Source organism: Candidatus Thermoplasmatota archaeon, assembly GCA_035540375.1.
Taxonomy (GTDB): Archaea; Thermoplasmatota; SW-10-69-26; order JACQPN01; family JAJPHT01; genus DATLGO01.
This window is the reverse complement of record DATLGO010000096.1, coordinates 35600-61423: the sequence shown is the minus strand read 5'-3', so window position 1 is coordinate 61423 and position 25824 is coordinate 35600. Positions and strand designations below refer to the sequence as shown.

26 protein-coding genes are annotated in these 25824 nt (G+C 71.9%); 12 read left to right on the top strand and 14 right to left on the bottom strand.

Annotation, left to right across the window (positions count from 1 at the left end; genetic code table 11):
* Positions 1–387: 387 nt before the first annotated feature.
* The 3 genes from VM889_11315 to VM889_11305 all read right to left on the bottom strand — a co-directional run bounded on the left by VM889_11315 (position 388) and on the right by VM889_11305 (position 5602).
* The gene (locus tag VM889_11315) at positions 388–2052 is read right to left on the bottom strand and encodes a hypothetical protein (protein HVL49138.1); all 1665 of its coding nucleotides are present in this window, start codon (positions 2050–2052) and stop codon (positions 388–390) included.
* A gap of 74 nt (positions 2053–2126) precedes the next feature.
* Complete coding sequence (locus tag VM889_11310; GenBank protein ID HVL49137.1) at positions 2127–4289, bottom strand: hypothetical protein; 2163 nt, start codon at positions 4287–4289, stop codon at positions 2127–2129.
* Positions 4290–4372: 83 nt separating this feature from the next.
* Positions 4373–5602 carry a hypothetical protein gene (locus VM889_11305; GenBank protein HVL49136.1) on the bottom strand — a complete coding sequence of 410 codons (1230 nt, stop codon included), beginning with the start codon at positions 5600–5602 and terminating at the stop codon, positions 4373–4375.
* Positions 5603–5770: 168 nt separating this feature from the next.
* Between VM889_11305 and VM889_11300 the strand changes: the two genes are divergently transcribed.
* Complete coding sequence (locus VM889_11300) at positions 5771–9364, top strand: choice-of-anchor X domain-containing protein (protein ID HVL49135.1); 3594 nt, start codon at positions 5771–5773, stop codon at positions 9362–9364.
* Between the two features lie 70 nt (positions 9365–9434).
* A complete protein-coding gene (locus tag VM889_11295; protein ID HVL49134.1) occupies positions 9435–10499 on the top strand; it encodes a hypothetical protein in 1065 nt (354 codons plus the stop codon).
* Positions 10500–10863: 364 nt separating this feature from the next.
* Here the strand turns inward: VM889_11295 and VM889_11290 are convergent, their stop codons facing one another.
* A complete protein-coding gene (locus VM889_11290; protein HVL49133.1) occupies positions 10864–11109 on the bottom strand; it encodes a hypothetical protein in 246 nt (81 codons plus the stop codon).
* A 78-nt stretch (positions 11110–11187) separates the two neighbouring features.
* On the opposite strand from VM889_11290, the gene VM889_11285 reads away from it, so the two are divergent.
* Positions 11188–12114: a DMT family transporter gene (locus tag VM889_11285; GenBank protein HVL49132.1), complete on the top strand. Its 927-nt coding sequence runs from the start codon at positions 11188–11190 to the stop codon at positions 12112–12114.
* A 3-nt stretch (positions 12115–12117) separates the two neighbouring features.
* Here the strand turns inward: VM889_11285 and VM889_11280 are convergent, their stop codons facing one another.
* The 3 genes from VM889_11280 to VM889_11270 form a co-directional block, all read right to left on the bottom strand.
* Positions 12118–13053, bottom strand: a complete 936-nt coding sequence (locus VM889_11280) for an NAD(P)H-hydrate dehydratase (protein ID HVL49131.1) — start codon at positions 13051–13053, stop codon at positions 12118–12120.
* Positions 13054–13078: 25 nt separating this feature from the next.
* Positions 13079–13936, bottom strand: coding sequence for an NAD(P)H-hydrate dehydratase (locus tag VM889_11275; protein ID HVL49130.1), 858 nt, complete (start codon positions 13934–13936; stop codon positions 13079–13081).
* Between the two features lie 116 nt (positions 13937–14052).
* Positions 14053–14295, bottom strand: coding sequence for a hypothetical protein (locus VM889_11270; GenBank protein HVL49129.1), 243 nt, complete (start codon positions 14293–14295; stop codon positions 14053–14055).
* A 165-nt stretch (positions 14296–14460) separates the two neighbouring features.
* Between VM889_11270 and VM889_11265 the strand changes: the two genes are divergently transcribed.
* From VM889_11265 to dph2, 4 genes are read left to right on the top strand one after another with little or no spacing between them, the layout of a single operon-like run.
* Positions 14461–15411 carry an alpha/beta fold hydrolase gene (locus VM889_11265; protein ID HVL49128.1) on the top strand — a complete coding sequence of 317 codons (951 nt, stop codon included), beginning with the start codon at positions 14461–14463 and terminating at the stop codon, positions 15409–15411.
* 8 nt (positions 15412–15419) lie between these two features.
* Complete coding sequence (gene mfnA / locus VM889_11260; GenBank protein HVL49127.1) at positions 15420–16580, top strand: tyrosine decarboxylase MfnA; 1161 nt, start codon at positions 15420–15422, stop codon at positions 16578–16580.
* Entirely contained in the window at positions 16577–17134 is a 558-nt protein-coding gene (hpt, locus tag VM889_11255) for a hypoxanthine/guanine phosphoribosyltransferase (GenBank protein HVL49126.1), read from the top strand. The genes mfnA and hpt overlap by 4 nt, the downstream gene beginning before the upstream one ends.
* Positions 17134–18252, top strand: coding sequence for a diphthamide biosynthesis enzyme Dph2 (gene dph2, locus VM889_11250; GenBank protein HVL49125.1), 1119 nt, complete (start codon positions 17134–17136; stop codon positions 18250–18252). Before hpt ends, dph2 begins: the two co-directional genes overlap by 1 nt.
* Here the strand turns inward: dph2 and VM889_11245 are convergent, their stop codons facing one another.
* Genes VM889_11245 through VM889_11225 form a run of 5 tightly spaced genes read right to left on the bottom strand, consistent with a single transcriptional unit; the run spans position 18253 to position 20227 of the window.
* Positions 18253–18489, bottom strand: coding sequence for a hypothetical protein (locus VM889_11245; protein ID HVL49124.1), 237 nt, complete (start codon positions 18487–18489; stop codon positions 18253–18255).
* Positions 18490–18520: 31 nt separating this feature from the next.
* Positions 18521–18727: a hypothetical protein gene (locus tag VM889_11240; protein ID HVL49123.1), complete on the bottom strand. Its 207-nt coding sequence runs from the start codon at positions 18725–18727 to the stop codon at positions 18521–18523.
* A gap of 43 nt (positions 18728–18770) precedes the next feature.
* On the bottom strand, positions 18771–19229 hold the full coding sequence (locus tag VM889_11235) for a PaaI family thioesterase (GenBank protein ID HVL49122.1): 459 nt from the start codon (positions 19227–19229) through the stop codon (positions 18771–18773).
* A 31-nt stretch (positions 19230–19260) separates the two neighbouring features.
* On the bottom strand, positions 19261–19437 hold the full coding sequence (locus tag VM889_11230; protein ID HVL49121.1) for a hypothetical protein: 177 nt from the start codon (positions 19435–19437) through the stop codon (positions 19261–19263).
* Positions 19438–19465: 28 nt separating this feature from the next.
* Positions 19466–20227, bottom strand: a complete 762-nt coding sequence (locus VM889_11225) for an alanyl-tRNA editing protein (protein ID HVL49120.1) — start codon at positions 20225–20227, stop codon at positions 19466–19468.
* Positions 20228–20377: 150 nt separating this feature from the next.
* Here VM889_11225 and VM889_11220 point away from each other — a divergent pair, with 150 nt between their 5' ends.
* Together VM889_11220 and VM889_11215 are read left to right on the top strand one after the other, a co-directional pair.
* Positions 20378–20971, top strand: coding sequence for an archaellin/type IV pilin N-terminal domain-containing protein (locus VM889_11220; GenBank protein HVL49119.1), 594 nt, complete (start codon positions 20378–20380; stop codon positions 20969–20971).
* Positions 20972–21057: 86 nt separating this feature from the next.
* Positions 21058–22605 (top strand): aldehyde dehydrogenase family protein, encoded by a 1548-nt coding sequence (locus VM889_11215; GenBank protein ID HVL49118.1) that lies wholly within the window; start codon positions 21058–21060, stop codon positions 22603–22605.
* Here VM889_11215 and VM889_11210 read toward each other — a convergent pair whose 3' ends face one another.
* Both VM889_11210 and truA read right to left on the bottom strand, forming a co-directional pair.
* Positions 22606–23022 (bottom strand): DUF4149 domain-containing protein, encoded by a 417-nt coding sequence (locus VM889_11210; GenBank protein HVL49117.1) that lies wholly within the window; start codon positions 23020–23022, stop codon positions 22606–22608.
* Entirely contained in the window at positions 23019–23846 is an 828-nt protein-coding gene (gene truA / locus VM889_11205) for a tRNA pseudouridine(38-40) synthase TruA (protein ID HVL49116.1), read from the bottom strand. Before truA ends, VM889_11210 begins: the two co-directional genes overlap by 4 nt.
* 52 nt (positions 23847–23898) lie before the next feature.
* On the opposite strand from truA, the gene VM889_11200 reads away from it, so the two are divergent.
* From VM889_11200 to VM889_11190, 3 genes are read left to right on the top strand one after another with little or no spacing between them, the layout of a single operon-like run.
* Entirely contained in the window at positions 23899–24540 is a 642-nt protein-coding gene (locus VM889_11200; GenBank protein HVL49115.1) for a hypothetical protein, read from the top strand.
* Between the two features lie 40 nt (positions 24541–24580).
* A complete protein-coding gene (gene tpiA, locus VM889_11195) occupies positions 24581–25252 on the top strand; it encodes a triose-phosphate isomerase (protein HVL49114.1) in 672 nt (223 codons plus the stop codon).
* A gap of 50 nt (positions 25253–25302) precedes the next feature.
* Positions 25303–25803 (top strand): ferritin-like domain-containing protein, encoded by a 501-nt coding sequence (locus tag VM889_11190; protein HVL49113.1) that lies wholly within the window; start codon positions 25303–25305, stop codon positions 25801–25803.
* Positions 25804–25824: the final 21 nt, after the last annotated feature.

Sequence of the window (25824 nt, the reverse complement as noted above, 5' to 3'; positions counted from 1 at the left end):
GTCGAGGGGAGGGGTCGTCGGGCCGACCACGGCCACGCCGGTGGCGGCGGTGCTGCCGAGGAGGATGAGCACGAAGGCGACGGACCACGCCTTGACGCGGACGGTACGGTTCTTCAGTCGACACACCTCACGGTAAGAGGCTGGATCCGGGCACGCCGGTACCCGTCCGGACGAGAGCCCGCTCGAATGCCTCCGGCGGGAGACCCGGAGTAACGAGTATTAAGCTTTGCGGCGCGACGGCTCGCCAGCCCGCTCTGGCCGCCATATAAACTGTTCCGGGATGTGGACCGGTTTGCGGGAGGCCCGTGCGATGCGCTGTCGGGGTCTCGGGATGGGCAGAAAAAAGCATCGGACGGCCCGCCGGAGGGCGGGCCGTCCGCGAAGGCTTCAGACCGACGGGTTGAGCGCCTCGATGATGTCCACGTCCCACACGGACTCCTTCACGTTGAGGCCGTTGCTCCGGTACCGGATCTCGGCCGGGCTCATCGCGATCTCGATCGAGGTGTCGCGGTTGCCGGTCGGGAACACGACGGCGTCGTAGCCGTACCAGACCCCGAGGTTCGGGTCGGACGTGTAGCAGACCATCGGGACGACGATGGGCTCCTCGCCGGTGACGACGTGCCACCGGTCCGGCTCGTTCGCGAAGTAGTCGATGACGAGCACGCCGATCGTTCCCCACCCGCCCGGGGCGAGGGGCGTGAGCGTCACGTTGTAGACGGCCTTCTCTTGATCCTCGCATCCCGAGGACGGGAACCAGCCGAACCACTCGCCCGTGCCGTCGTGGTAATTGTTCGGGTCGACCTTCGTCCCCTTCTGGTAGGGATCGGACGGGTCGGGCGCGACGCCGATGACGCGGTCCTCGTTCAGGTCCTTCCAGACGCCGGTGTGGGCGCCGACGGCGAAGGCGCCGGGGAAGGCGGATTGCTCCCGGCCGCTTGCGCCGCCGAACCCGAAGAGGTTGTACGTCTGCACCGCGAAGCCCGTCTGCATCCAGTAGCCCTGGACGTCGATCCAGGCGTGGTAATCCGCCTGGTACCCCTCGATCGTCACGTTGTGGGCGCTCGAGCCGGGGTCCTCGTGCTCGAGGCGGTAGCCCGGCGTGAGCGTTCCCCACGTGGGGCCCGCGACGGGCTTCACAGGCTCCGGGAGCCAGCTGCCCCCGTCGTGCGCAAGCGAGTTGACGGCCCAGAAGTCGATCGCCGGCAGCTCGTTCACGATCGGTGCGGCCGTGCTGCCGTAGAGGGTGGCGATGGGCCCGGGTGCGACCGCCGGGTAGACATCGATGTCCACGAGGCAGGCGTCGTCCTCGTCGGGGCACGTGAAGGGACGCGCCGTCTCCGGGTCGGGGAAGAGCATCCCGTTCGCCATCGTCGCGACGCGGTACGTCTGGAGCAGCGATCCGTCGACATAGATGGACGGGTAGCCGCGGTCGAGGTACTCGGCCGGCGAGGACGCGAACGCGAAGTACGTGTAGTAGAAGTCCGGCTGCTGCGGCGTCGGGTTCGAGTTGGAGTCGATCGTGGGGTGGGACCCGGGGTCGACGAAGGCCACGATGGTCGCGCCGGGGGTCGGGCCGACGTCGTTCATGCCCGCGCTCGTTCCATTCTTGGTCGCGCCGAACTCGTTCGCCGGATTCGCGGTGCAGATGGCTTCGGCGCACGTCGCGTTGTAGTCGACGAGGCCGTCGCCGTCGACGTCCACCCAGAAGCCGTACCAGGCGAAGAACTGGCCCGGTCCGGGCAGGAGGATGTCCCCGTCGAGGGTCTCCTCCCCGCCGTTGCGGTTCACGGTGTACCGGGGCCCGGCGAGGTTCGTCAGGAGTCCGTGCGTGAGGTACACGGAGTCGAGGATCCGCGTGGGCTCCGAGGGCAGCGTGTCGAGGTTGTTCGCCTGGCCCTCGGCCGCGCGCTTCAGGCGTTCGCTCTCTTCGACTTCCCATTTCACGGCATTGTGGGCGTGGATCGGACGGTGGTCCGCGACGACCGTGCCGACCGCGCCGCCCAGGAGGAGGAGCGCGAGGGCCGTGGCCGCCGCTCGTGTCGTGCGTAGCATGCGTGTGTCTCCCAGGAGGCCGCGGCTCAATGAACCGGGCGAGCCTCCGTCACACGCCACATCATGGCATGGTGTCAACGTTTCGCCTGACGACGGGGGCCGACCCCCACCAGCACGGCGATCGCCGCGACCAGGGCGAGGACTTCGAACCCCGGGATGCCCGTCTTGGGGGGCTTGACGTCGGGCGGAGGCGTCTCGTTCGTGTTGTTGCCCGGCAGCAGGATCGTGCTCGGCCCCGTCGGGCCCGTGGGCTTCGTCGGCGTCGTCGGGTTCGGGTCGATCGGGGGCTTCGTGGTCGAGGAGGACGTGCATCCCTCCGTCACGTTCACGCCGACGACGTTCGAGGGCATCGAGGCCGGGGCCTCGCCGCGCGCGACGACGCGGAACCAGTAGTGGCCCTTCGCGCGGCAGAAGACGTCGAACGGGGGCGAGGCGCGGAACTCGCGCGCGGCGAGCGCCCAGCCCGTGTCCGTGTTCGCGGTCGTCTCCTGCACCTCGTAGAGGGTCGCGCCCTCGACGAGGGACCACGTGAGGTTGAAGAATCCGCCCTTCGTCGCGTTGACCTCGAGACCCGTGCCGAGGTCGCGCGCGGAGGCGAGCGCGGGCGCGGGAAGCGCCGCGAGCGCCTCGCGGAGCTGGAAGCGCACCGACTTCACGGCCGTCGACGAGACGCCGTCGTGGCCGCGCAGGCGCAGCGTGTGGTTGCCGTAGGTCGCGTTGTCCGCCGTCGCGTTCCACGAGACGAACCACGTCGTGACGTGGCCCGCGGGGAACACGAACGCCTCGCGCCACGCGCCGTCGTCGATCGCGTACTCGACCTTGTTCACGGGCCGGTTCGGCGCGAACGCGTTCGCGACGCCGGTGAAGGCGAGGACCTCGGAGCGGTACACCTGGCCCTCGACGGGCGTCGTGACCGTGAGGGTCGGCGTGACGTTCAGCGTGTAGCGGAGGACCTGCGAGATGTCGCGGTTGCCCTGCCCGACGATGAGCGCCTCGAGGCCGTTCGGCGACCAGGCGACGCCGTGGAACCGGCCGCAGCTGCGCGGGATCGTCGTGTTGTTGAGCCACGGGCGCGGCGGGAGCACCTGGCGGCAGAGATCCTTGTCGAGGATCGGCGTGATCGCGTTCGCCTCCATGTTGAGCGTGAAGTTGCTCTCGAGGCCGATCATGAGGCCGCGGTTGCCCGAGGGCTGCCACGCGACGCCCTTGAGGTCCGAGGGGTGCGTGTAGGGGTGCCACTGGAACTCGTGGCCGTTGCGCGTGCAGCCGCCGTGGCACCACTTGAGCACCGTGCCCTTGAGGTTCGCCTCGAAGCCGACGATCCAAGCGGTGCGACCGTTCGGCTCGAACGTGATGCCGTTGATGTCGGTGAGCCACGGCGTGAAGCGGCCGTACGGGAAAAGGTACACCATGCACGGCGCCGAGAGCTTGTACTGGCTGCACTTCCACGATTCCTCGCTCCAGAGCATGAGCGAGCCGAGCTCGATCGTGTTGTTCGCGTGCTTGCGCGCGCCGGAGACGAACGCGAAGCTCGAGTTCGGGGCCCATCCTACGGTCTTGAGCAGATAGGATTCCTTCACGCCGGGGATCTTCGACGGGATGAAGATGGGCTTGAGGCCGTCCGACTCGTTGTAGGCGAGGATGATGTCCGTGCCGGTGATCATCGCGTACTGGCCGTTCGGCTTGAACTTCACGTCGCGACCGTGGAAGTGCGCGCTCGCGGATCTCACGGTGATGTTGAAGAACTCGGAGTCGGTGAAGATGTCCTTCACGACCCCGTCCTTGTACTTCATGATCTTGTCGTAGGCGCCGACGATCACCGCGTACCTGCCGCTCGGCTCCCAGGAGACCTTGTAGAGCGTCGACGCGGGGCTTTCGACGTGCACCTTGTGCACGCCGGTCCGGTTCACGAGCGCGACGACCGCGAAGCCGCCTGCGGGATCGGCCTCGCATCCCGGGAAGCCGCCCACGAGGAGCGCCTCGGGATCGTTCGGGTCCTTCGGCGCGGGGTTGTAGGCGACGTCGTTCCACACGGCCGAGGCGAGGCCGTACGTCTCGGTGCGGCCCTTGCAGTCCGTCCACTCGTATTCGAACGTGTCGTGCGGGACGGACTCGAACTGCCAGCGGTCGCTCGGCGCGACCTGCGCGCCGGCCGGCGCGGCGAGGACGAGGAGCGCGAGGAGGACGGGCGCGGCGACGAGCGCGACGCGGCGGGAAAGCGGGCTGGCGTGGATCATGACAACACCCGGGCGTCCCGTGGAGCGAGCCTCCGGGACCGGTGGCAGTCGGGCTCTCGCGTGAAAAGGGTTTCGGTCGCGCGCTACCCGCGTCGACGGACGACGAGGAGACCGGCGACGCCGAGGATGGCGGCGACGCCGAGGGCGGCGATCGCGACCGAGGCGATCGGGACCGAGGACGGGTTCACCTTGACTTCGCCGGTCGAGAGCTCCTGGATCCAGATCGCGTTTTCCGCCGCCATGCGCAGCTGGCCCGTCTCGGCCGCGACCGCGTTGAAATCGGGCCGGGCCCCGAAGGCCGAGCGGGTCATCGGAAGCGCCGACGCGAGGACGAGGCCGTCCACGCCGTGGTGCGCGAGCGTCGCCGCGAGCCCCGCCGTGGCGTTGTGGAGGACCCTCGCGTCGCGCGCGGCGTCGGCGGGCGTGAGCGTGCCGCGCGAGGACTTGAACGAGAGCGATTCGAACGCGTTGACCTCGACATAGGAGAAGTACTCCGCCGCAGCGAGGAGCCGCGCGCCCGCGTTCGCTTCGCGCGCGCCCGCTTCGAGGAACGTGCCCTGGTGGGGCCCGCTCACGGGCGATTCGAGGAGACGCCGCACGAGCCGCTCGTTCGCCCACGCGAGGGCGCCCGGCGCGACCGCGCGCTTGCCGAGCGGGTCGATCTCGAGCGCGGCGGCCGCGAGGTCGCGCGCCAAAGCGGACGCGACGGCCGCCGCGAGCGGAACGGTGACGACCCCGCGCGCGTTGCGCTGGAACGCCTCGGTGTCGACGTCGTAGCGGAAGTAGCCCGCGAGCTCCCGCTCGTAGGTCTCGAGCGATTCCCGGTAGTGCGAACCGGCGACGTACGCGCGGGCCGCGAGGTGGAGATACTCGACCCCGAGCGTCGTCTTCACGGTCGTTTCCGCCGCGACGAACGCGGCGCGGGCCGCCGTGAGGTTCGCTTCGGCGTCGGCCGAGAGGGCCCGGCTCGCGTTCAGGAGGTGGCCGCGCGCGTCGCCGGACCGCTTCGCCTCCGCGAAGGCGCGCTTGTACGCGAGGTCGGGCAGGACGGCCGCGAGGACGGCGTGCACGCCGGCGGCGTCCCCCGCCTCCGCGCGGGCGCGGCCGAAGGCCAGCTGGGCGCGGTGCGCCGACAGGTTGTCGCTCGCCGCGGCCGCGTGGGCGTCGACGGCCGCCTCCGCGCGGTCCATCCAGGCATCGAGGACGCGCACGACGGGGGCGCGGGGAACGCCGGCCGCCGCGGACGGGGCGAGGGCCGGGAGGAGAACGAGGAGGACGAGGGCGAGGGCCCGGAGGGACCGCAGGCGGGACACGGCCCACCGCATTCGGCCGGGCGCTCATAACCCTTCTCAGGTCGCCGCGGCGGAGGACCCGGCCCCGCGGCGGGCGCGGCGGCGACGGCGCGCGCGGCGGGCGCGGCCTCCGCGCCCGACGCAAGACTTAAGACCGTCAAGAAAAGTCCCCGCGGGTCCGGAGGTCCCGTGCTCGCCCGCCTCATCGTCCTCGGGGGGCTTCTCGCCCTGGTCGCGTTCGCGGCCGGGCCGGCCGAAGCCGAGAGCCGGCTCCACTGCCCGTCCCCGACGGAGTGTGTGCTCGTCCCGTCCGAGCTGCGCCTCGACCCCTCCGGCAAGCTCGTCCCCTGGAGCCGCGACGTCACCATCGCGAAGGCGCGGCCGGACTTCAACCACGACCGGCAGACCTACCTGAACGTGACGGGACCCGCGGACGGCGCGAAGGCCGAAATGATCCTCCTCGCCTTCGACCGCGCCGACTTCCCCCCGAACGTGACGATCGAATGGGCGACGCTCAACCTCTACTTCGATTGCATGTACTACGGGGGCTGCGGCGGGATCGGCACCGCGGACCCCCAGCGCGCGAGCGCGCGCGACCGCATCCTGACCGCCCGCGAGATCATCCTCCCCTGGGAGGAGGAGAACGTCACCTGGAACAAGCTCGCGGGATCCTACTTCCTCAACACGACCCTCGCGGCGGGCCTCTCGGGCCCACGCACCTGCAGCAACGGCGACACGGATGCCGGCTCCCCCATCGGCAACGGGGGCCCGAGCGGCGCGCGATGCTTCGACGTGGCCTTCTCCGCGCGGGAATGGCTCGCGGGGAACGGATCGCGCTTCGGGTGGGCGATCCTGGACGAAGGCGTGAGCTGCCCGACGATGAGCGACTGCCGCAACGTCTTCTTCAGCTCCGCGAAGCGCAACCCCGACGGAACGCCTTACACGCAGTTCCGCGGGAACTGCCCCCCGCCCGTCTACCTCGAGCGGCGCTGGACGCAGGAGGGCCAGGGCACCGCGTCCCGGGAGGTCTCCGCGCCGATCGAGGGCCTGTGCTGGCCCGCGCTCGCGATGAAGCTGAACCGCCACGTGCCGTCGCTCGCGAACGCGACGATCAAGTACAACGGGTCGAAGATGGAGCTTTTCGGCGAGGGGCGCCGCAGCGGGCCCCCGACGGCGTTCATCTCGAACCGCGTCTCGGTGAATCTCTCGGTGGAGGCGCGCGACGGCGTCGGCGCCATCCAGGAGGTCCGCCTCCTCATCCGCAACGAGACCGGCGTCCTCTTCATCTCCGAGACGCTCAAGAACCGCCGCCTCTTCTCGGCCGCTAGCGTCGCGGGCGGCGCGAAGGGCGAGCGCTGGGAGTACTGGAGGGAGGGCCCCCTCGCGCTCCCGGCCGGAAAATACCGGTTGTCGATCACGACGCTCGACACCGACCTCAACGAGGCGGCGCTCGAGCCGCGCGGCGGGCAGGTGGCACCCCTCCATTACAATCTCGTCGTCATCAACGACAAGCCGATCCTTTCGGACCTCAAGGTGGCGGGCAAGCCGCCCTTCGCGCAGAACGCGAGGATCAACTTCACCGCCTCCCTGCGGCTCAACGATTCGCGACAGGTCCTCGACGCCGTCCTCGCGTACGCGAACTCGACCGCCGGTCACCGCCTCGTGATCCCCCTGAGGCTCCTGGCGCGCGAATCGGGCACGTCGGGCGGGGCCGGCACCTGGTGGTTCGAGCGCGCCTGGACGCTTCCGGGCAACTGGACCCTCACGCTCTTCGCGAACGACACGTTCGGCAACGCCGACCGTCGTTCGATCCGGTTCAACGTCACCGACGTCACGGCCCCCGTGGCGGGAGCCCTGAAGGTCGAAGGCGCCGTCTTCAAGCTCGATCGATTCGCGTCGGAATCGGGCGCGCGCCTCGCGTTCGCCGCGACGGTGACGGACGACACGAACCTGACGGTGGACCTCGTCCTCAAGGGCGCCGCCTCGACGCGCCGCGTCCCGATGGCGCGCGGCCTCGAGAACCGCTGGGCCGCCTCGCTCTCGGATCTTCCGGCGGACACCTACGCGACGACGGTGGAGGCGCGCGACGTCGACGGCAACCTCGCGACGAGCCCCACCACCCTCGTCGAGGTCGAAGCGCGCAAACCGCCGTCGTTCCACGATCTTGCGCCCCCTCCGGGCGGGTGGGCGAACGCGACCCCGACGATCTCGCTCCGCATCCACGACCTCACGCTGAACCGGAGCACGATCCGGACCTACACCAAGGTGAAGACGACCGAGGTCGAGGGCGTCTTCGAGGAGTCGCTCCCCTCCTTCGGCGGAAGCGCCTCGGACACGATCGCGACCCTCGCGTCGCTGCGCTTCTTCCGCGGCGACCTCGTGACCGTGCGGGTCGTGGCGAACGACACCCTCGGCGCCCACGCCGAGCGCGAATGGTCGTTCGTGATCGACGGGCGCGCGCCGACGGTCGCGATCGCGATCGGCGATCCCCAACGCGACGTCGGCGCCTCGGTCGCGGTCACGAACGGGACCACGTTCTCGCTCTCGGCGAGCGACGAGGAATCGGGCGTGAGAAGCATCGCGTGGCAGCTCGAGAGCCTCGACCAAGCGGGATCCGCGTCTCCGTGGATCCGCTACGCGGGACCCTTCGACGTCGCAAGCTCGCCCTTCGCGCGCGGGACGGGCCTCTACGCCGTCCGCTACCGCGCGACCGACGTCGCGGGGAACACAGGCGGCGGCGGCGAGATCCGGGTCATCCTCGACGCGACGCCCCCCGCGATCACGCACCGGGTCGAGAACGGAAGACTCCTCGTCGCCGTCTCCGACCGCGGATCGGGCCTCGCGGCCCTCCGCGTCCTCGTCTCCTCCGACCCGTCGGGAACGTTCTGGGAGGAGCAGCACACGCCCATCCTGGATCCCTCGGGCCAGACGTTCGGGATTCCCTTCCCGACCGTGAAGCGCGGCGCCATCGTCCGCTACGCGATCACGGCCGAGGATCGCCTTGGCCTCGTCTCCCACGCGGGCACGCGCGCGAAGCCCGTGGAATGGGTGAGCCCGAACCAGGCCCCCACGATCGTCACGCGCGGCCTCGCGAACAACTCGGAGGTGAAGGGCGTCGTCGCGGTGGGCTGGACCGCGGCCGACCTCGACGGCGACCGCTTCACCGTCCAGGCGACCGTGCGCCCGATGGTCCTCGCGACCGCGACCACGCTCTTCGAGGGCGGGGATGCGAGAGGCGAGGTCCGATGGGACACCACGAAGGTTCCCGACGGCCGCTACGTCGTCCTGTTCACGGCCGACGACGGCCAGGCCCGTCGCTCCGCGTACCACCTCGTGGACGTGAACAACACGGGACTCGGCGTCGGCGGCGTGGCGCTCCCGCAGGGCCGCGTCGAGTTCCTCGAGGAGATCCCCTTCCGCGTCACGCTCCTCCGCCCCGTCTCCACGGCGCACGTGATCATCACGCGCGACGCGGGCGGGCAGGACGTCGTGGTCGAGCTCCCGCTCCACGACGACGGCCTGAACGGCGACAAGGTCGCGGGCGACGGGGAGTGGACCGCCGTCTGGACGCCCGACGTCAAGGGCGCCTTCTCGGTCGGCCTGCGCATCCTCTACGAGGACCAGGGAACGGTGGAGCGCCACGGCGCCTCGACGATCGAGGTCCAGTCGAGCCTCGCGAACACCGTGTCGCGCAACCTGCCGTGGATCGTCCTCGCGGGCCTCCTCGTCGTGCTGCTTGCGATCGCGGTCGTCGTCCAGCTCATGCGCTACGGCTACCTCTGAGGCGCCCCCCGACGAGACAGGCGTTAGATTCTTATGCGGGGCTCCGCCATGCACGCGCGACGGTGAAACCATGGCGAAGATCGTCCACGTCGTCGGTACCGGAACCATCGGCGAGCCCCTCGTCGGGCTCCTCTCCCGCCACCGCCGCGACCTCGGCATCGACGAGGTCACGTTCTACAAGCACTCGCCCCGCGCCACCGACCGCCCCATGATCGTGGCCCTCCGCCACGAGGGCGCCCGCCTCGCCGTCGCGGAGGACAAGAAGGCCGACTTCGAGAAGCTCGGCATCAAGGCCGACCTCACCGCGACGGAGGCGCTCGAGCGCGCGTCCATCGTCATCGACTGCACGCCCGAGGACTCGGGCCTCGAGAACAAGGAGACGAAGTACAAGGCGCTCGCGGCGAAGGACAAGACGAAGCGCTTCTTCGCGCAAGGCTCCGAAGAAGGCTTCGGCACGATGTTCGCCCTCGGCATCAACGACCAGGCCGTGAAGCGCGAGGAGCAGTTCTTCCAGGTCGTCTCGTGCAATACGCACAACATCAGCGTCCTCGTGAAGGCCCTGGGCCTCGAGGGCGAGCGCGTGAGGCTCAAGGAGGGCCGGTTCGTCGCGATCCGCCGCGCGGGCGACGTCGGCGACGTCAAGTTCATCCAGGCCCCGAAGGTCGAGAAGCACAAGGAGGCGAACGGCACGCACCATGCGACCGACGTCGTGAACCTCTACAAGACGATCAACGTCGACCTCGACCTCTACTCGTCGGCGATGAAGCTGAACACGCCGTACATGCACACGCTCTGGTTCAACCTCCGTCTCGACGAGCCGACGACGAAGGACAAGATCATGGCGAAGCTCGCGGGCTACAAGTACATCGGTCTCACGGAGAAGGACGCGACGAACACGGTGTTCGCCTTCGCCCGCGAGCACGGTCCCTACGGCCGCATCCTGAACCAGACGGTCGTGAGCGTGCCCTCCGTGGCAGTCCACCCGAACGGACGCGAGGTCACGGGCTTCGCCTTCACGCCGCAGGACGGCAACGTCCTCCTGTCGAACATCGCCCTTGCGACGCGCATGCTCTACCCGGACGACTGGGAGAAGCGCATGGCCGCGTTCGACCCGTACCTGCTGAAGGAGTGGTGAGGGCCGGGGCGTTACAGCGGTGCACTCCGTGACATGAGTTTCACACCGAGGCCTCGCCTGCGGGCGAGGCCTCGGCTCATGTCCGCCCGACCTGCGGGTCGGGCACGCCGCAGCGTTCCGCAGAACGCAAGGCGAAGACGTTCCGCAGAACGTCGCCGCCGCGGCGGTTGCGACCGCCGCGGATCACTCCGTGCCAGAGGAGGGGCGCTGCGCGCGCCCCTCCTCTGGACTCCGTCCCCAGCGCCAGGGGGCTGCCGCCCCCTGGACCCCCATCGAGACCCACGTTATCCTCTCGAACAGCGGTAGCGCTTCACGCCCCCTCGTCGCGTGCGGGTCGCGCAGGCGGGGCTGCCTGATTCAAATCTCACCGCCCGACGCGGCGCGGGGTCGCGGCCGCGGCGTCGCGCAGGTAGCGCGCGACCGTCAGGACGAAGGCCGCGGCGAAGGCGCCGAGGCACCAGAGCAGTCCCGCCGCGCCGAGGAGCCCTTCCTCGAGGCTGCGCGGGGACGAGAACGCCGCGGCCCACACGACGGCGATGAGGCCCGGGACCGCGAGGGCGCCCCACGTGAGGCCGACGCGTCTCCAGAAGAGGCGGCCGTCGTCGAGCAACGCCACCGCATCCGCCCTCACCCGTCATGAAGCCGTCGCTCGGGGAATCCTTATGGGCCGCCGGGGGCTCGCCCGCGCGTGGCGGGCCTGGATCGGGGACTTCCCTTCGCGCTCCTTGCGGCGTTTTTCGGAGGCACGATCCCGGTCGCGGGCGCGATCGCCCTCCGCGTCGCCGAGCCGTGGACGCTCACGGCCGCCCGCTTCGCGGGCGCCGCGCTCGTCCTCCTCGCCGTCCTCGTCGCCCTCGGACGCGCGCGCTCCGTCGTCGAGCGCGCCCGCGCCGACGCCGCGACGATCGGCCTCGCGGCCGTCGCGCTCGCGACGAACTACGTCACCTTCCTCTGGGGCCTCGATCTCGTGGGCCCCGTCGCCGCGCAGATCCTCTTCCAGACGGCGGGCGTCTTCCTCGCGCTCTGGGGCGCGCTCTTCTTTGCCGAGCGTTGGACGACGCGGCGGCTTGCGGGCTTCGCGGCCGCGGTCGTCGGGGCGGCAATCGTCGCCTGGAACGGACGCTCCCTCGGCGCCTTCGCGACCGAGGCTTCGGGCCTTGCGGGCGCCCTCGTGATCGTGCTGAGCGCCCTCGCGTGGAGCGGCTACGCGCTCGCGCAGAAGCGGCTCGGCGGCGCGGGGAGCCTCCCCGTGCTCGCGCTCGTGCTCCTCTCCGGTGCGATCATGACCGGCGCGGGCGCGCTCGTCGAGGGCGTCGCGCTCGCGCCCGGCGTCGAGACGGTCGCCGTCCTCTACCTCGTGCTCGCGACCGTCGGACTCTACGGCTCGCTCGCCGTTGCGCTCGCGCGCGGCGAGGCCGCGACCGTCGCCGCGACCGGGACGCTCTCGCCCGCGGTCACGGTCGTGCTCACGGTCGCCCTCGGGCTCGGCGGAGTGTCCGTCCACGCCCTCGCGGGCGGCGCGCTCGTCGTCGCGGGCGTCGCCGTCGTGGCGCTCGCCCCGCGCGCAAAGCCGCTCGCGGAGCCGCCGCGCGCGGTCGAGGTCGCGCGCCGGTGAGCCTCAGCTCGGCGGGGCCGGCGTCGCGGGCGCGGGCGCGAGCGGCGAAGGCGTCACGATGCCGTTCGAGAGGTGCGTCGTCGCGGCGCGGCGGCGCGCCTCGACGAGGGCGCGCGGGAGGAACGTGACGGCGTCGGCGGCAAGGAGGCCGTCGCCGAGCGTGAGCGCGGCGAGGTCGAAGGCGAACGCGCCGAGGTGGGCCGCCGCGGAGGAGGCTTCGTAGGCGGGGACGCCGCGCGCGAGGAGCGCGAGGGTCGCGCCTTCCACGACGCAGTGGTGGCCGGTCTTCGCCGCGTACGCGCTCGCGAGGCCCGCGACGTGGTGGCGCTTCGCGTCGGCGACGACGGCGCGCGGCCCCTCGACGAGGAGGGTTGTCTGGAGGCGCTGCGCCTCCGCGTTCGCGAGGGCGACGAGGTCGTCCATCGTCTTCGGCGTCTCCTTGCCGGCGCCGTGCGCGAGCGCCCGGGCCGAGAGCGCGATGACGGCGGCGCGGCCCTTCACGAGGTCCTCGTGGCCGTGGAGCGCGGGCGTCACGTCGCCGTTCACGATGATGGGGACGTCCAGCTCGGAGATGAGCGCGCGCACCGCGCGCACCGTCTCGTCGCGCGTCCCGAGGCCGCCGCCGATGAGGACCGCGTCCGCGACTTCGGCCTCCTCGACGACGAGCTCGACGTCGAGGCCCGAGAACACGGGGCCCGCGAGGGACACCGTCTCGGCCTCGGCGACGTGCGCGCGCACGCTCTCGGCCGCGCCGGGCGGCGCGAGGACCGTGACGGCGTCCGCGCCGGCGCGAAGCGTCGCCGCCGCGGAGAGCACGGCGGGCGCCGTCGCGCGGTCGCTTCCCGCAAGCACGAGCGCGTGACCGCCCGTGAAGGGCGTGAAGTCCGGCGTTCGCTCGGGATAGAGCTTCGTGAGGTCGAAGGGCAGGGTGCCTCCCATCGCCCCCGCACTCGGGACGGTGCGCCTAAGTTTTTCGTTTTCTCCCGGTCCCCTTCCTTTGGAACAGGTCCCCGATCGCGCGCGGCACCTCGTCGAGCGCTCGGGAGACGACGGCGCCTTCGCCGAGCGCGCGTCCCGCGCGCTCCCCCGCGCGGCCCACGATCGCGGCCGCGTGCCGCCCCGCGTCGAACGGCGCGAGGCCGCGCGCGAGGAGCGCGCCCGCGACCCCCGCAAGGAGGTCGCCCCAGCCGCCCTTCGTCATGAGGGGCGACCCGTACGGATCGACCGCGACGCGGCGCCCGTCGGAGACGACGTCCCGCGCGCCCTTGAGGAGGACGGTCGCGTGGAGGCGCCGCGCCGCGCGCCGCACCGCCTCCTTTCTCGCCGCAAGCGGCCGGTCCGCGACGCGATCGCCCGCAAGCGCCTCGAACTCGCCGCCGTGGGGTGTGAGGAGCGCGCGACGGCCGGCGATCGCGCCGGGATCCTTCGCGAGGGCCCGGAGCGCCTCCGCGTCGAGGACGAGCGGAACCTCGAGGGCGGCGACGAGCGCGAGGATCCCGCGGTGGGCGGCGGGCGTTCGCTCGACGCCCGCGCCGACGACGGCCGCGTCGAACCGATCGGCGAGCGCGAGGACGGCGCGCCGCGCGGCCGCATCGGGGTGCGATGCCTCGAAGGGGACCGTGATGAGGTCGGGATTGCCGCACGCGGCGAGGTCGGCGGCGCGGCGCGGCGCCGCGACCGTGACGAGGTCCGCGCCGGCGGCGAGGGCGCCCTTCGCGTTGAAGACGAGACAGCCGTGGAAGACGGGGCTTCCGCCGACGACGAGGACGTGCCCGAAGTCGCCCTTGCGGGCGTCGGTCGGGCGCCGCGGGTAGGGGTTCACGCGGCGGGAAGGAGACGGAGCGGGATCAAGCCTCTCTCGGGGCGGGGAGCTCGACGCCGTACCAGGCGAGGAACTCGAGCGACCAGTCCGGCTCTCCGGGACGGGGGATCACGCGATCACCGCGCCCGGGTGGCCTTGAGGAGGGCGCTCACGGCGTCGCGCGGGGCGCCGCTCTCCTCGCGCGCGCGGGGGGTCGCGGTCAGGCCGAGGGCGAGGCGGTCCTCCGGGGCGAGGTCGTCGAGACGGCGGACGACCGGGCTCCGGACGGCGGCGTCGAGGACCTCCCATTCGAGGTCGTAGGCGGGCTCGGCGCGGCCGAGGTGGCTCAGCGGGTTCGTCTTCACGGGTTTCGCAGCCAAGCGGATCCCTCGGCCGCCGAGACGCGGGGGCCTGCATGAATTTTACTCCTATTCACGACGGCGAGTGACGATGTGGCACGGCGCCGTGACCACCCCCTGCGGGAGTTCGACGCTGTGCCAGATACAATAGGAAAGTGTCTTGTTCCCGGGGACACAGGATAGCTCATGGCCTCCCCGCCGGAGCCGTCCCCGACCCACCGGAGCGCCTGCGTCCGGGTGGGTCGCGACCTCGCGACGTACCTCGAGGCCGGCCCCTCGAAGGCGCGCGAGGCCGTCGTCCTCCTCCACGGCTTCGGCGCCTGGGCCGAGGTGACCTGGACGCCGACGCTTGCGGCGCTCGCCCCGGACCACCGCGTCCTCGCGCCCGACATGCTCGGCTTCGGCCTCACCTCGAAGCCGGACCCGAGCCTCCTCGAGGGCGACGACGCGACCTCCGTCGAGGTCGCGTTCCTCGAGCGGTTCCTCGACGCGGTCGGCGTGGAGCGCGCCACGCTCGTGGGCGCGAGCTTCGGCGGCGCCCTCGCGCTGCGCCTCGCGCGGGCGGCCGGCGACCGCGTGGACCGTCTCGTCCTCGTCGGATCCATGGGCCTGGGTCGCGCGATCCATCCGCTCTACCGCGCGCTCGGGTCGCCCCTGCTCGGAGAGCGCCTCTCGAGCGTGGATCGCGCCGGCGTCGAGAGGCTCTGGAAGCTCGCGGTCGACGACCCCGCGCGCGTGACGCCGGCGCTCCTCGACCGCCACCTGGAGCTTCTCTCGGAGCCGGGCGCGCTCGTCGCGATCGAGGCCCTGCGCCTCGAGGTGGACGCGCTCGGCCAACGCCACCCGCAGACGCGGGCCCTCCCCTTCGTGCCCCAGCCGACGCTTCTCGTGTGGGGCGCGCGCGACCGCGTCTTTCCCCTTCGCCACGCCTTCCGCGCGGCGCGCCGGATGCCGCGCGCGGCCGTCGCCGTCGTCCCCGGCTGCGGCCACCTTCCGCCCATCGAGCGGCCCGACCGCTTCAACGCGATCCTCGCCGACTTCCTCGCGCGCGGGCTTCCGCCCCCGAAACCGCCCGCGCCGCGCCCCGCCGAAACCCCGCGCGGACGGCCCAAAGCCTTTTCAAGCGGACCCGCCTAGGCGACGCCGTGAGCCGCTTCCCGGAGAAGGGGCGTCCCGCCGAGGACGTCCTCGCGGAGGTCGCGCGGGAACGCGGCCGCGACGTCTCCTTCGCCTCGGGCCGCATCCTGGGAAGCATGTGCACGGCGCCGCACCCCGTCGCGCGGGAGGCCTATCTCCGGTTCCTCGAGACGAACCTCGGCGACCCCGCGCTCTTCCCCGGCGCGCACGCGCTCGAAGCGCGCGCGCTCGCGGCCCTCGGCGACCTCGTCGCGGCGCCGCCCGCCGCCCTCGGCGCCTTCGTTTCGGGCGGGTCCGAAGGCAACTTCACGGCGCTGCGCATCGCCGCGCGCCGCGCGGCGGGCCGCCGCGAGATCGTCCTTCCGGAATCGGCCCACTTCTCGTTCGACAAGGCGTGCGATTACCTGGGCCTCGTGCCGCGCCACGCGCGCGTCGGGCCCGACTTCAAGGTCGACGTGGACGACGTGCGTCGGCTCGCGGGCCCCCGGACGGCCGCGATCGTCGCCCTCGCAGGATCGACGGAGCACGGCGTCGTGGACGACGTCCCCGCGCTTGCGGAGGTCGCGCGCGCGACGGGGGCGGCGCTCCACGTGGACGCGGCCTACGGCGGCTTCGTCGTCCCGTTCCTCAAGCGTCTCGGCCACGCGCTTCCCGACTTCGACTTCTCGGTCGAGGGCGTGACAACGATCGCGCTCGATCCCCACAAGATGGGCCTCGCGCCCATCCCGTCCGGCGTCGTCTTCGCGCGCGACGCGGCCGACTTCCGCCGCGTCTCCACGCCCTCCCCGTACGTGAGCGTCGAGCGCCAGCCCACCCTCGCGGGCACGCGGCCCGGCGCGGCCGCCGCCGCGACGTGGGCCGTCATCGAGCACCTCGGCGTCGCGGGCTACACGGACGTGGTGAAGCGCGCGTGGGAGACCGCGGAGCACCTCGTGAGGCGCCTTGCGGAGCGCGACCTTGCGATCGCCCGCGCCCCGGAAACGCCCATCGTCGTCGTCCCCGTCGCGGACCCCGTCGCCGTGCGGGCGCGCCTGCGCGAGCGCGGATGGTACGTGAACCTCGCGCCGCTCACCCGCGGCGTCAAGATCGTCTGCATGCCGCACGTCACGCGCGAGGCCGTGGACGCCTTCGTCCCCGACCTCGCGGACGTCGTCCGGGAGGTGGGATGACGGGCGAGAAGCTGCGCGCGTCGCTCGCCGAGGCGCCCGTCGTGCGCTTCGGGGACTACCCGTACTTCATCCATCCGCTCACCGACGGCATCCCCGCGCTCGACCCCGCGGTCCTCGCCGAGGTCGTCGCCGAGATCGTCGCGATCGCGGACCTCGACGTCGACAAGATCGTCACCGTCGAGGCAATGGGGATCCCGCTCGGCACCGCGCTCTCGCTCGCGACGGGCATCCCCATGACCGTCATCCGCAAGCGCCGCTACGGGCTCCCGGGCGAGATGACGCTCGACCAGACGACGGGCTACGGCAAGGGCGCGCTCCACATCAACGGTCTCGCGCGCGGCGACCGGGTCCTCTTCGTCGACGACGTCATCAGCACCGGCGGGACCCTCGCCCCCGTGCTCGCCGCCCTGAGCGCCCATGGGGTCATGGTGAAGGACGTCGTCATCGTCTTCGAGAAGGGCGAGGGCCGGGCCCTCGTCGAGAAGGCCACGGGCCGCCCGATCAAGAGCCTCCAGCGCATCGCGGTCGCGGGCGACCGCGTCGTCCCCCTCTGATGGTGAACACCCTGTCGCGCACGAATCCCGACTCCCCCCTCGAAACGCCCGCCGCGCCGAGCGTGTTCTCGAGCTACGACCTCGACCTTGCGGGCACGCTCGCGAAGCTCCGCGCTTGGCCGGACCTGAAGACCGTCGGGCTCCAGTTCCCCGACGGCCTGCGCGATTACGCGGCCGAGATCGCCCAACGCTTCGAGGGCGAGCTTCCGGGCGTCGCGGTCGTCGTGAACGCCGACCCGAGCTACGGCGCGTGCGACCTCGCGCTCAACATGCAGAAGTGGGTGGACGTGCTCGTCCACTTCGGCCACACGGAGATGCCCTCCATCAACCATCTGCACACGATGCCCGTCATCTTCGTGCCCGCGCGGCATCGCGCGGACGTCTCGGCCGTGACCGTCAAGGCCGCGGGCGAGCTGCCGGGTCGCCGCGTGGGGCTCCTCACCACGGCGCAGCACGCGCATCAGCTCAAGGAGGCCGCGGAAGCGCTGCGGAAGGCCGGCTTCGAACCCGTCGTCGGCGTCGGCGACAACCGCGTCGCGGGCGCCGCCCAGCTTCTCGGCTGCAACTTCACCGCGGGGACGAGCGTCGAGCCCCTCGTCGATGGCTTCGTCTACATCGGGTCCGGCGACTTCCACCCGATCGCGATCGCGTTTGGCACGAAGAAGCCGGTCGTCCTCGCGGATCCCTACACGAACGAGGTGCGCGACCTCGGCGGCAAGATGGACCTCCTCCTGCGGCAGCGGCACGCGGCGATCGCCCGCGCCCGCGACGCGAAGTCGGTCGGCATCCTCGTGTCGCTGCGCGTCGGGCAGGAGCGGATGCTCCTCGCGAAGGGTCTGAAGCGGCTCCTCGAGCAGTCGGGGCGGCGCGCGACCATCATCGCGCTCGACTTCTTCTCGTGGGACAATCTCCAGTACTTCCGCCACCTCGACGCGCTCGTGAACACGGGGTGCCCGCGCGTGACGACGGACGACTACGCGCGCTATCCGATGCCGATGCTCACGCCCCAGGAGCTGGAGATCGTGCTCGGCCGCCGATCGTGGGAGGATTACGCCTTCGACGAGTTCAAGGGGACGAAGCCCGCCCCGAAGGGCAGGGCCCGCGTCGCGGACGTGTGATCACGGCGCGGGCGGCGCTTCGTCGCTTCCCGGCGCCGCGGCGGCCGCGTCCTTCTTCGCCTTCTTCTCGTGGAGGGGGCGGAGGATCGAGTCCGGCCGCATCTGCTTGAGCTTCATCGAGCAGACGTCGCAGATCGCCATCGGGTGCTTGTCGTGCTCGTCGTCGAGAAAGAGGAGCGTCGCCGTGCGCTTGTTGCGGTGCTGGGACGGCTGGAACTCGCAGTATCGGATGGGCACGGCCCCTCGAAAGGGGACTTCCCACTTGAGCCTATGCGCGCTCGCCCGGCCGCTTCGGCGCGGGGAGGAGCCACTCGGCCGCCGAAAGCCCGATCACCATCGCCACGAAGCCGACCGCGACGAGGATGGGCCCCGATCCGGGGGGGACCGAGATGTCGGGAACGAGGCCCGAGACCCCGAGGACGACGAGCGCGAGGCCGAGGACCATGAGGCCCTCCGGCCAGTGTTCGCGGAGCATGCTTGAAAGCTCGCGGCGCACCCGGGAAGGACCTTGTGGCCGGTTACCAGCGGTGGTAGGCCGGGTGGCCCGGCTTCACGGCGACGAAGACGCCGCGCAGGGTGGCGGTCACCTCGTCGCCGGGGCCGAGCGTGCCTTCGACGACGACGCGGTCGCCCGCGATCTCGACGGGGCGCGCGCGGAGCGTGACCTCGCGCATCGGCGTCGGACGACGCATTTTGATCGTGAACTCGGCCGTCACGGTGGGCGGCGGCGCGTCCGACTTCCGGTCCCTCATGAGCGCCATCGCCGCGGTCCAGTTCCCGTGGCAGTCGAGAAGCGCGCCGACGATGCCGCCGTTCATCACGTTCTCGAACGCCTCGTGGTGGGGTTCGGGCGTGAAGCGGGCGACGAGCGAACCGTCGCCGGCCTCCTCGCTCCGGATTCGGAGGCCTTTCGGGTTCGCGGGGCCGCAGCCGAAGCAGCGGTTGTTCGGCGCGTAGATGTCCTGGACGCCCGTCACGCGGCGCCATCGCGCCGACGGGGCTTGAACCTCACCCCGATTCGCCCGTGAGGGCGCCGGGCGCGAGGGTGAGGCCCATGCCGGCCCACACGAGGGCGCCGAGGATGAGGAAGAGGTGCGCGTTCAGCGCAAGGATGGCGACGAGGACGGCGAGCGCGGGGAGGAGGACGAAGACCGCAAGGAAGGTCCAGGGGGTCGAGGGGGCCATGGCGAGGCCGCATGGGCCCTCCCCCCCTTCAAGGTTGGCGGAGGAGGTAGCTCACGCGGTCGGCGTCGGCGCCCTTGGACTCCCGCCCGAGGATCTCCATGCGGCCGACCTCGCCCGTCCGCATGACGTGCGTTCCCGCGCAGGGGCACACGTCCACGACGTCCCCCTCCGCGGGGTCGATCACCTCGACGACCCGCAGGCGCTTCACGCTCGCGGGAACGAGGCTGAGGAGCGCGCGATCGCCCGATCGGCGTTCGAGCGCGGTCCGGTCCTCTTCGTAGATACGGATGGGGAGGTCCTTCGCGAAGACCGCGTTCACGGCGTTCTCGAGATCCTTGAGCGCGGAGGCGTCGAACCGCGTCGCGAAGTCCACGCGCGAGCCTTCCGCGCCGATCTGGTTCCCGACGGTGCCCACGCGGCGCGTTTTCCAGACCATCGCGCTCAGGATATGCTGACTCGTGTGGTTGCGCATGTGCTTGTGGCGCAGGTCCCAGTCGATCTCGCCTCGAACGAGCGTTCCCGGCGGCGGACGCTCGCCTTCGAGGACGTGCTTCACGGCGCCGCGCTTCGTGACGGAGACGACGCGGGCCTCGCCGCCGTCCCAGGTGAGAAGGCCGCGGTCCGAGGGCTGCCCGCCGCCTTCCGCGTAGAAGGCGGTGCGGTCGAGGAGGATCCAGTCGTCGAGGACCTTCTGCACGCGCGCCTCGAACGTCCGCAGATAATTCGGGTTCGTCCCGGGGGCGTCCCCCCGGAGCGGGTCCCACGCGGGCATCCAGAGAAGATCCGTCACGCGGGCCCAACCGGCCTCCGGGGGAAAAGACCTTCGCGCGCCGACGGACCGGCATAAGCCTGTCGAGGATTCCCGTGGGGAACGATGGACGGGTCCCGATTGCGTCACGGCCTTGTCGGACCCCCGCGCATCGAGGGCTCAGGTGACCCCATGAAGGCCAACCGCCTTTCCAAGCACAGCAACATGAACGACCGCGGCGAGGTGGGCGTCGGTACGCTCATCGTCTTCATCGCCATGGTTCTCGTCGCCGCCGTCGCGGCCGCCGTTCTCATCAACACGAGCGGCGTCCTGCAGCAGCGCGCCTCGCAGACCGGCAAGGCCGCGACCCAGGAGGTTTCGAGCAACCTCAAGGTCGTCGGTATCTACGGCATCCGCAACGGCACGGCGTCCACGGACGACCTCTACCAGCTCAAGTTCAACGTCGAGCTCTCGGCCGGCGCGCCCCCGCTCGACGTCCAGAAGGTCGTCATGCGCTACTCGGACGGTGTCCGCGTTCGCGAGTACGACTACTCGGGCACGCCCATCTGGACCGCGACGTGGCTCCGCGACGTCACGGGCACGGGCGCGACGAACAAGGTCATGAGCGCGGGCGACCTCGTCGAGTTCGCGATCGACGTCCCCGTCGAGATCGCCGAGCGCAAGACGGTCCAGGTGCTCTTCATCCCCGAATCGGGCGCCTCGATCCCGGCGGACTTCACGACGCCGCCCACGTACGGCACCGAGACCACGGTCTCGCTCCGCTGAACGTGAAGCACCCGGGGCGGGCCCCTGCCCGCCCCCTTTCCTTTTCCAACGCAAAAGGCTGAAGCGGGAGCGGTCCATCCCCCCGCATGCAGCGTCACGCTCCCGCCGACATCCTCCGAGAGGCGGGCCTCGTCCCCGACGCCTCGGGCGTCCTCGACGGCTCCACCGACGGTCGCGCCTGGTTCGGTTCCGGCCGCCTCCTCGACGTCCGTTCCCCGATCGACGGCGCGATCGTCGCGCGCGTGCGCCAGGCGTCCGAGGAGGACTACGAGCGCGTGGTCCGCGCCGCCGAGGAGGCGTTCGCGAAGTGGAGCCTCGTTCCCGCGCCGAAGCGCGGCGAAATCGTCCGCGAGATCGCGATCGAGCTGCGGGCGCGCAAGGAGGCGCTCGGCCGTCTCGTCACGCTCGAGATGGGCAAGATCCTCCAGGAAGGTCTCGGCGAGGTCCAGGAGATGATCGACATCGCCGACTTCGCGGTCGGCCTCTCCCGACAGCTCTACGGGAACACCATGCATTCCGAGCGGCCCGGCCACCGCATGTACGAGCAATGGCACCCGCTCGGGCTCGTGGGCGTCGTGACCGCGTTCAACTTCCCGGTCGCCGTCTGGAGCTGGAACGCCTTCATCGCCGCCGTCTGCGGAGACGTGTGCATCTGGAAGCCGTCGAGCAAGACGCCCCTCACCGCGATCGCGGTCTCGCGCATCGCGAACGAGGTTGCCGCGCGCCACGGCCACCCGGGCATCTTCGTCACGCTCGTCGGACCGGGATCGGTCGTGGGCGACCGCCTCGCGAAGGACCGCCGCGTGCCCCTCGTCTCCGCGACCGGCTCGTGCGCGATGGGCTACCGGCTCGCCGCGACCGTGGGCGAGCGCCTGGGTCGGACGATCCTCGAGCTCGGCGGCAACAACGCGATCATCGTCACGAAGGACGCCGACCTCGACCTCGCGGCGCGCGCGATCGTCTTCGGCGCGGTCGGCACCGCGGGCCAACGCTGCACGACGACGCGCCGCATCATCGTTCACGACTCGGTCGCCGACCTGCTCCGGGACCGCCTCGCGCGGGCCTACGGTCAGGTCCGCATCGGCAATCCGCTCGACCCCGCGACGCACATGGGCCCTCTCGTCGACGAGGACGCGGTGACGGAGATGATGTCCGCGCTCGAGACCGCAAAGAAGCAGGGCGGCCGCCTCGTGGCCGGCGGCAAGCGCCGCGAGGACCTGGGCGCGACCTACGTCGAGCCTGCGATCGTCGAGGCGAAACCGGACATGGACATCGTCGCGATCGAGACCTTCGCGCCGATCCTCTATCTCATGCGATTCGAGGGCGGCGTGGAGGAGGCGATCCGCATCCAGAACGCGGTCCCGCAGGGCCTCTCGAGCGCGATCTTCACGCGCAATCTCCTCGAAGCCGAGCGCTTCCTCGCGGCGAACGGGTCGGATTGCGGCATCGCGAACGTGAACATCGGGACGAGCGGCGCAGAGATCGGCGGCGCCTTCGGCGGCGAGAAGGAGACGGGCGGCGGCCGGGAAGCGGGAAGCGATTCCTGGAAGCAGTACATGCGTCGGCAGACGTGCACGATCAACTACTCGAAGGAACTGCCGCTCGCGCAGGGCATCCGCTTCGACGTGGTCTGATCAAAGCGCGAGGGCCGCGAGCGCCGCGACGAAGGCGAGCGTCGTCGCGAGGTTCGCGAGCGCCGAAAGCCCGTGGGCCCGACGGAATGCGTCGGTCCCCCGCTCGGCCGCGCGCGTCCGCGCGAGGAGCACGAAGCGGTTGACCGCGGCGGCCGCGCCCGCGACCACGACGAGCGGGCCCGCGAGCGTCGAAGCGCCGCCCCCGACCGCGTTCGCGAGGGCAAGGGCCACGAGCGCGGCCGCCGCGGCGAGGGTCTGTGATTCGAAATATCGCGGGAACACGGCCGCGACGGCCGCCCCGACGGCTTCGCGCGGAAGCCTGCGGAAGAGCGCGGGCGTCGCGACGGCGGTCCAGAAGAGGCTCGCGCCGGCGCCGTAGGCGAGCGCGAGGGTCGCGGCGGCGTGGTACACGGTCATCGCGCGTCGCGAGGAGGCGCGAGGCCGTCAAGGTTTCGGGCGAGGTCCGCGTGGACGGCCCGGGCGAGGTCGAGCCGCGCGAGACGATCGCGGAGATCGTCGCGCGCGCGGGGACCGACCGCAGATCGCCACGCGACGGGAGGATCATATGCAACGTCGTCGAGCACGAGCCCCTCGGGCGCCGCGAGGCCGAGGTCGAGGTCGCGCCTCCCGGCGAGCGCCTCGCGGACGGCGCCGGCCTCGATCTCGTCGCGGGCGACGGCGCGGGCGGCCGCCACCATGCGGCGGACCTGGTTCCACAGGAAGGACGGCGCGACGAACGTCGCAACGACGAAGGAACCATCGGAGACCGCGCGCGCCTCGCGGAGGTCGCGCACAGGATCGACGCCGGGTTCGAGGCGCGCGAAGGAGGTGAAATCGTGCCGCCCCATGAAAACGGAGAGCGCCTCGGCGAAGCGCTCGACGTCGAGGCCCGCGGCCGGAAGGTGGTAACGGTATCGTCGCGCGACGGCGCTGCGGGGATGGAACGCGTCGTCGACGGCGGCCGCCTCCAGGATCCAGAGGTCGCGCGCGTTCGCCGTCACGGCCCGCGCGAGTTCCACGGGCTCGAGCGCCGCGTCGACGGCGCACACGTTCGCGCGCGCCGAGACGCCGGCGTCCGTGCGGCTAGCCATCTGGAAGCGCGACGAGCGCGGATCCGCGACCGCGCCGACGGCCGAAAGCGCCGCGAGAATCTCCCCCTCGACGGTGCGCAGGGACGGCTGGCGCTGGCTGCCATGGAAGGCCGAGCCGTCGTAGGCGACGCGGAGCGCGACGCGGGGCACGCGCGGCCACCGGGGTCGCATCCCTTAAAGCCCGCGCCGCGGATCGAGCGGCGTGGACGCCGACCGTGACGCGATCGCGGCCGCCCTGCGCGACCTCGTGCGGGCGCATCTTGAGGCCCTCGGGCGCTTCCCGCGCGACGGACCCGAGCGCGCCCGCGCCCTCGTCGACGGTCTCGAGCGGGGCCTCGCGGACGCCGCGCTCGCCGTCGGAGCCTCCGACGCGCCGCCGCTTGCCGATGGCGAGGCGATCGCCGGCGCGCTTCGCCGCGGGATCGACCGCGATGCGTGGGCGCGCGCCCTCGTCGCGGAATCGGTCGCAGACGCCTCGGGCGCCGCCTTCGCGACGAGACAGGCGCTCGCCTCGCCCGCTTGGCGGACGGCCTCGGCCGCCGAGGCCGCCGTCGAGGCCACGCGCGCGCTCGTCCGGCTCGAGGATGCCGCGACGCGCGCGCTCGACGCCGTCGCGCGATGGGCAGGGGAATCGCCGGCGCGCGTCCGCGCGACGACGCCGCTCGTCGCGAACGCGCTCGCGATGGGCGCGCACGAGGCGGCCCGCGACCTCGTCCGCGCCGCGCTCGCGGACGCGGGCGCCCGGGACGGTCCGGTCGCGCGGGCGCTTGACCTCGCCCGCGACCCCGTCGCCCTCGCCCGATGCGCCCTCCATGCGGACCTCCTCCGCGCGCGCCTACGGTGATCCCGAAGCGCTTATCCCGCGCGCGCCCCTTCGCCGGAGCGTGGCGAAGCCGTTCGTCCTCGTGAACTACAAGATCTACCGCGAATCCACGGGGAGGCGCGCGCTCGACCTGACGCGCGCCCTCGCCTCGGCCGCGGCGGGCGCGCGCGCCGACGTCGCCGTCGCCGTCCAGGCCGCCGACATCCGGCTCGTCGCGGGCGCGACCCCCCTTCCCGTGTGGGCGCAGCACGCGGACGGCGCGAAGCCCGGCGTCGGCACGGGCGCGGCGCTCGCCGAGGCGCTCGCCGAGGCGGGCGCGCGCGGAAGCCTCGTGAACCACGCGGAGCGGAAGCTCACGCTCGCGGAGATCGCGACCGCGGTCGCGCGACTCAAGGAAGCCGGCCTCGCGTCCGTGGTCTGCACGAGCGACCCCGCGACGACCGCGGCGGCGGCGGCCCTCGAGCCGGGCTGGGTCGCGTTCGAGCCCCCCGAGCTCATCGGCGGGGACGTATCCGTCACGACGGCCGACCCCGCGATCGTGCGCGCGAGCGTGGAGGCGGCGAAACGCGTGGCGCCCGACGTCCCCGTCCTCTGCGGCGCCGGAGTCAAGACCGGCGAGGATCTCCGCGCCGCGCTCGCGCTCGGCTGCGATGGCGTGCTTCTCGCGTCGGGCATCGTGAAAGCGGCCGACCCCGCGAAGGCGCTTGCGGGCCTCCTTTCGGGCCTCTCCTGATCGACGTCGCCGTCGCAAGCCGCAAGGCAGCCCCAAAGCGAAGGCGTACGATGGCGAAGCGAACGCTCGACGAACGGGCGCTCGACGACCGCGTGGCGATCGCCGAGCTGAATCGTCTCATCGAGAGGGAGGCGAACGCCGTCGCGCTCCTCGACGTCGCCTGCGCGGTCCTGGGGGGCGAAGCGCGGGTCGAGGCCCTCGAAGCCTTCCGCTCGGACCACGAGAGACACGCCGACCGCCTCGCGGCGGCCGCGCGGGCCGTCGGCGGGGCGACCTTCCAACCCTCGGGCCCCACGGCCCTCGGTCGCTTCGAAGCCATCGCGCTTCTGGGGGAGATGGACACCGCGGGCGTGCTCCGCGCCCTCGTCGTGCACGAGCGCCTCGCGCTCGCCGCGTACGAGCGCCGGCTCGAGGCCGAGTTTCCCGCGGAGGCGAGAGACGCGCTCGAGGAGGCCGCCGACGACGAGCGGCGGCATCTCGAATGGGTCCGCGAGGCGGCGGACGACGCGTCGGCCCTCGCCGTCGCCTCGGCCGCGGCGCCGAAGCCTTGATGACGGGGTCGGACGACTCCG

Bases quoted from the DNA above. Each gene is read 5' to 3' on its own strand.
- VM889_11240 (HVL49123.1), bottom strand. From the start codon at position 18,727: ATGCTCCGCGAACACTGGCCGGAGGGCCTCATGGTCCTCGGCCTCGCG.
- VM889_11315 (HVL49138.1), bottom strand. From the start codon at position 2,052: ATGCTACGCACGACACGAGCGGCGGCCACGGCCCTCGCGCTCCTCCTC.
- VM889_11265 (HVL49128.1), top strand. From the start codon at position 14,461: ATGGCCTCCCCGCCGGAGCCGTCCCCGACCCACCGGAGCGCCTGCGTC.
- VM889_11230 (HVL49121.1), bottom strand. From the start codon at position 19,437: ATGGCCCCCTCGACCCCCTGGACCTTCCTTGCGGTCTTCGTCCTCCTC.
- VM889_11220 (HVL49119.1), top strand. From the start codon at position 20,378: ATGAAGGCCAACCGCCTTTCCAAGCACAGCAACATGAACGACCGCGGC.
- VM889_11190 (HVL49113.1), top strand. From the start codon at position 25,303: ATGGCGAAGCGAACGCTCGACGAACGGGCGCTCGACGACCGCGTGGCG.
- VM889_11310 (HVL49137.1), bottom strand. From the start codon at position 4,289: ATGATCCACGCCAGCCCGCTTTCCCGCCGCGTCGCGCTCGTCGCCGCG.
- VM889_11210 (HVL49117.1), bottom strand. From the start codon at position 23,022: ATGACCGTGTACCACGCCGCCGCGACCCTCGCGCTCGCCTACGGCGCC.
- VM889_11295 (HVL49134.1), top strand. From the start codon at position 9,435: ATGGCGAAGATCGTCCACGTCGTCGGTACCGGAACCATCGGCGAGCCC.
- hpt (HVL49126.1), top strand. From the start codon at position 16,577: ATGACGGGCGAGAAGCTGCGCGCGTCGCTCGCCGAGGCGCCCGTCGTG.
- VM889_11280 (HVL49131.1), bottom strand. From the start codon at position 13,053: ATGGGAGGCACCCTGCCCTTCGACCTCACGAAGCTCTATCCCGAGCGA.
- dph2 (HVL49125.1), top strand. From the start codon at position 17,134: ATGGTGAACACCCTGTCGCGCACGAATCCCGACTCCCCCCTCGAAACG.
- VM889_11215 (HVL49118.1), top strand. From the start codon at position 21,058: ATGCAGCGTCACGCTCCCGCCGACATCCTCCGAGAGGCGGGCCTCGTC.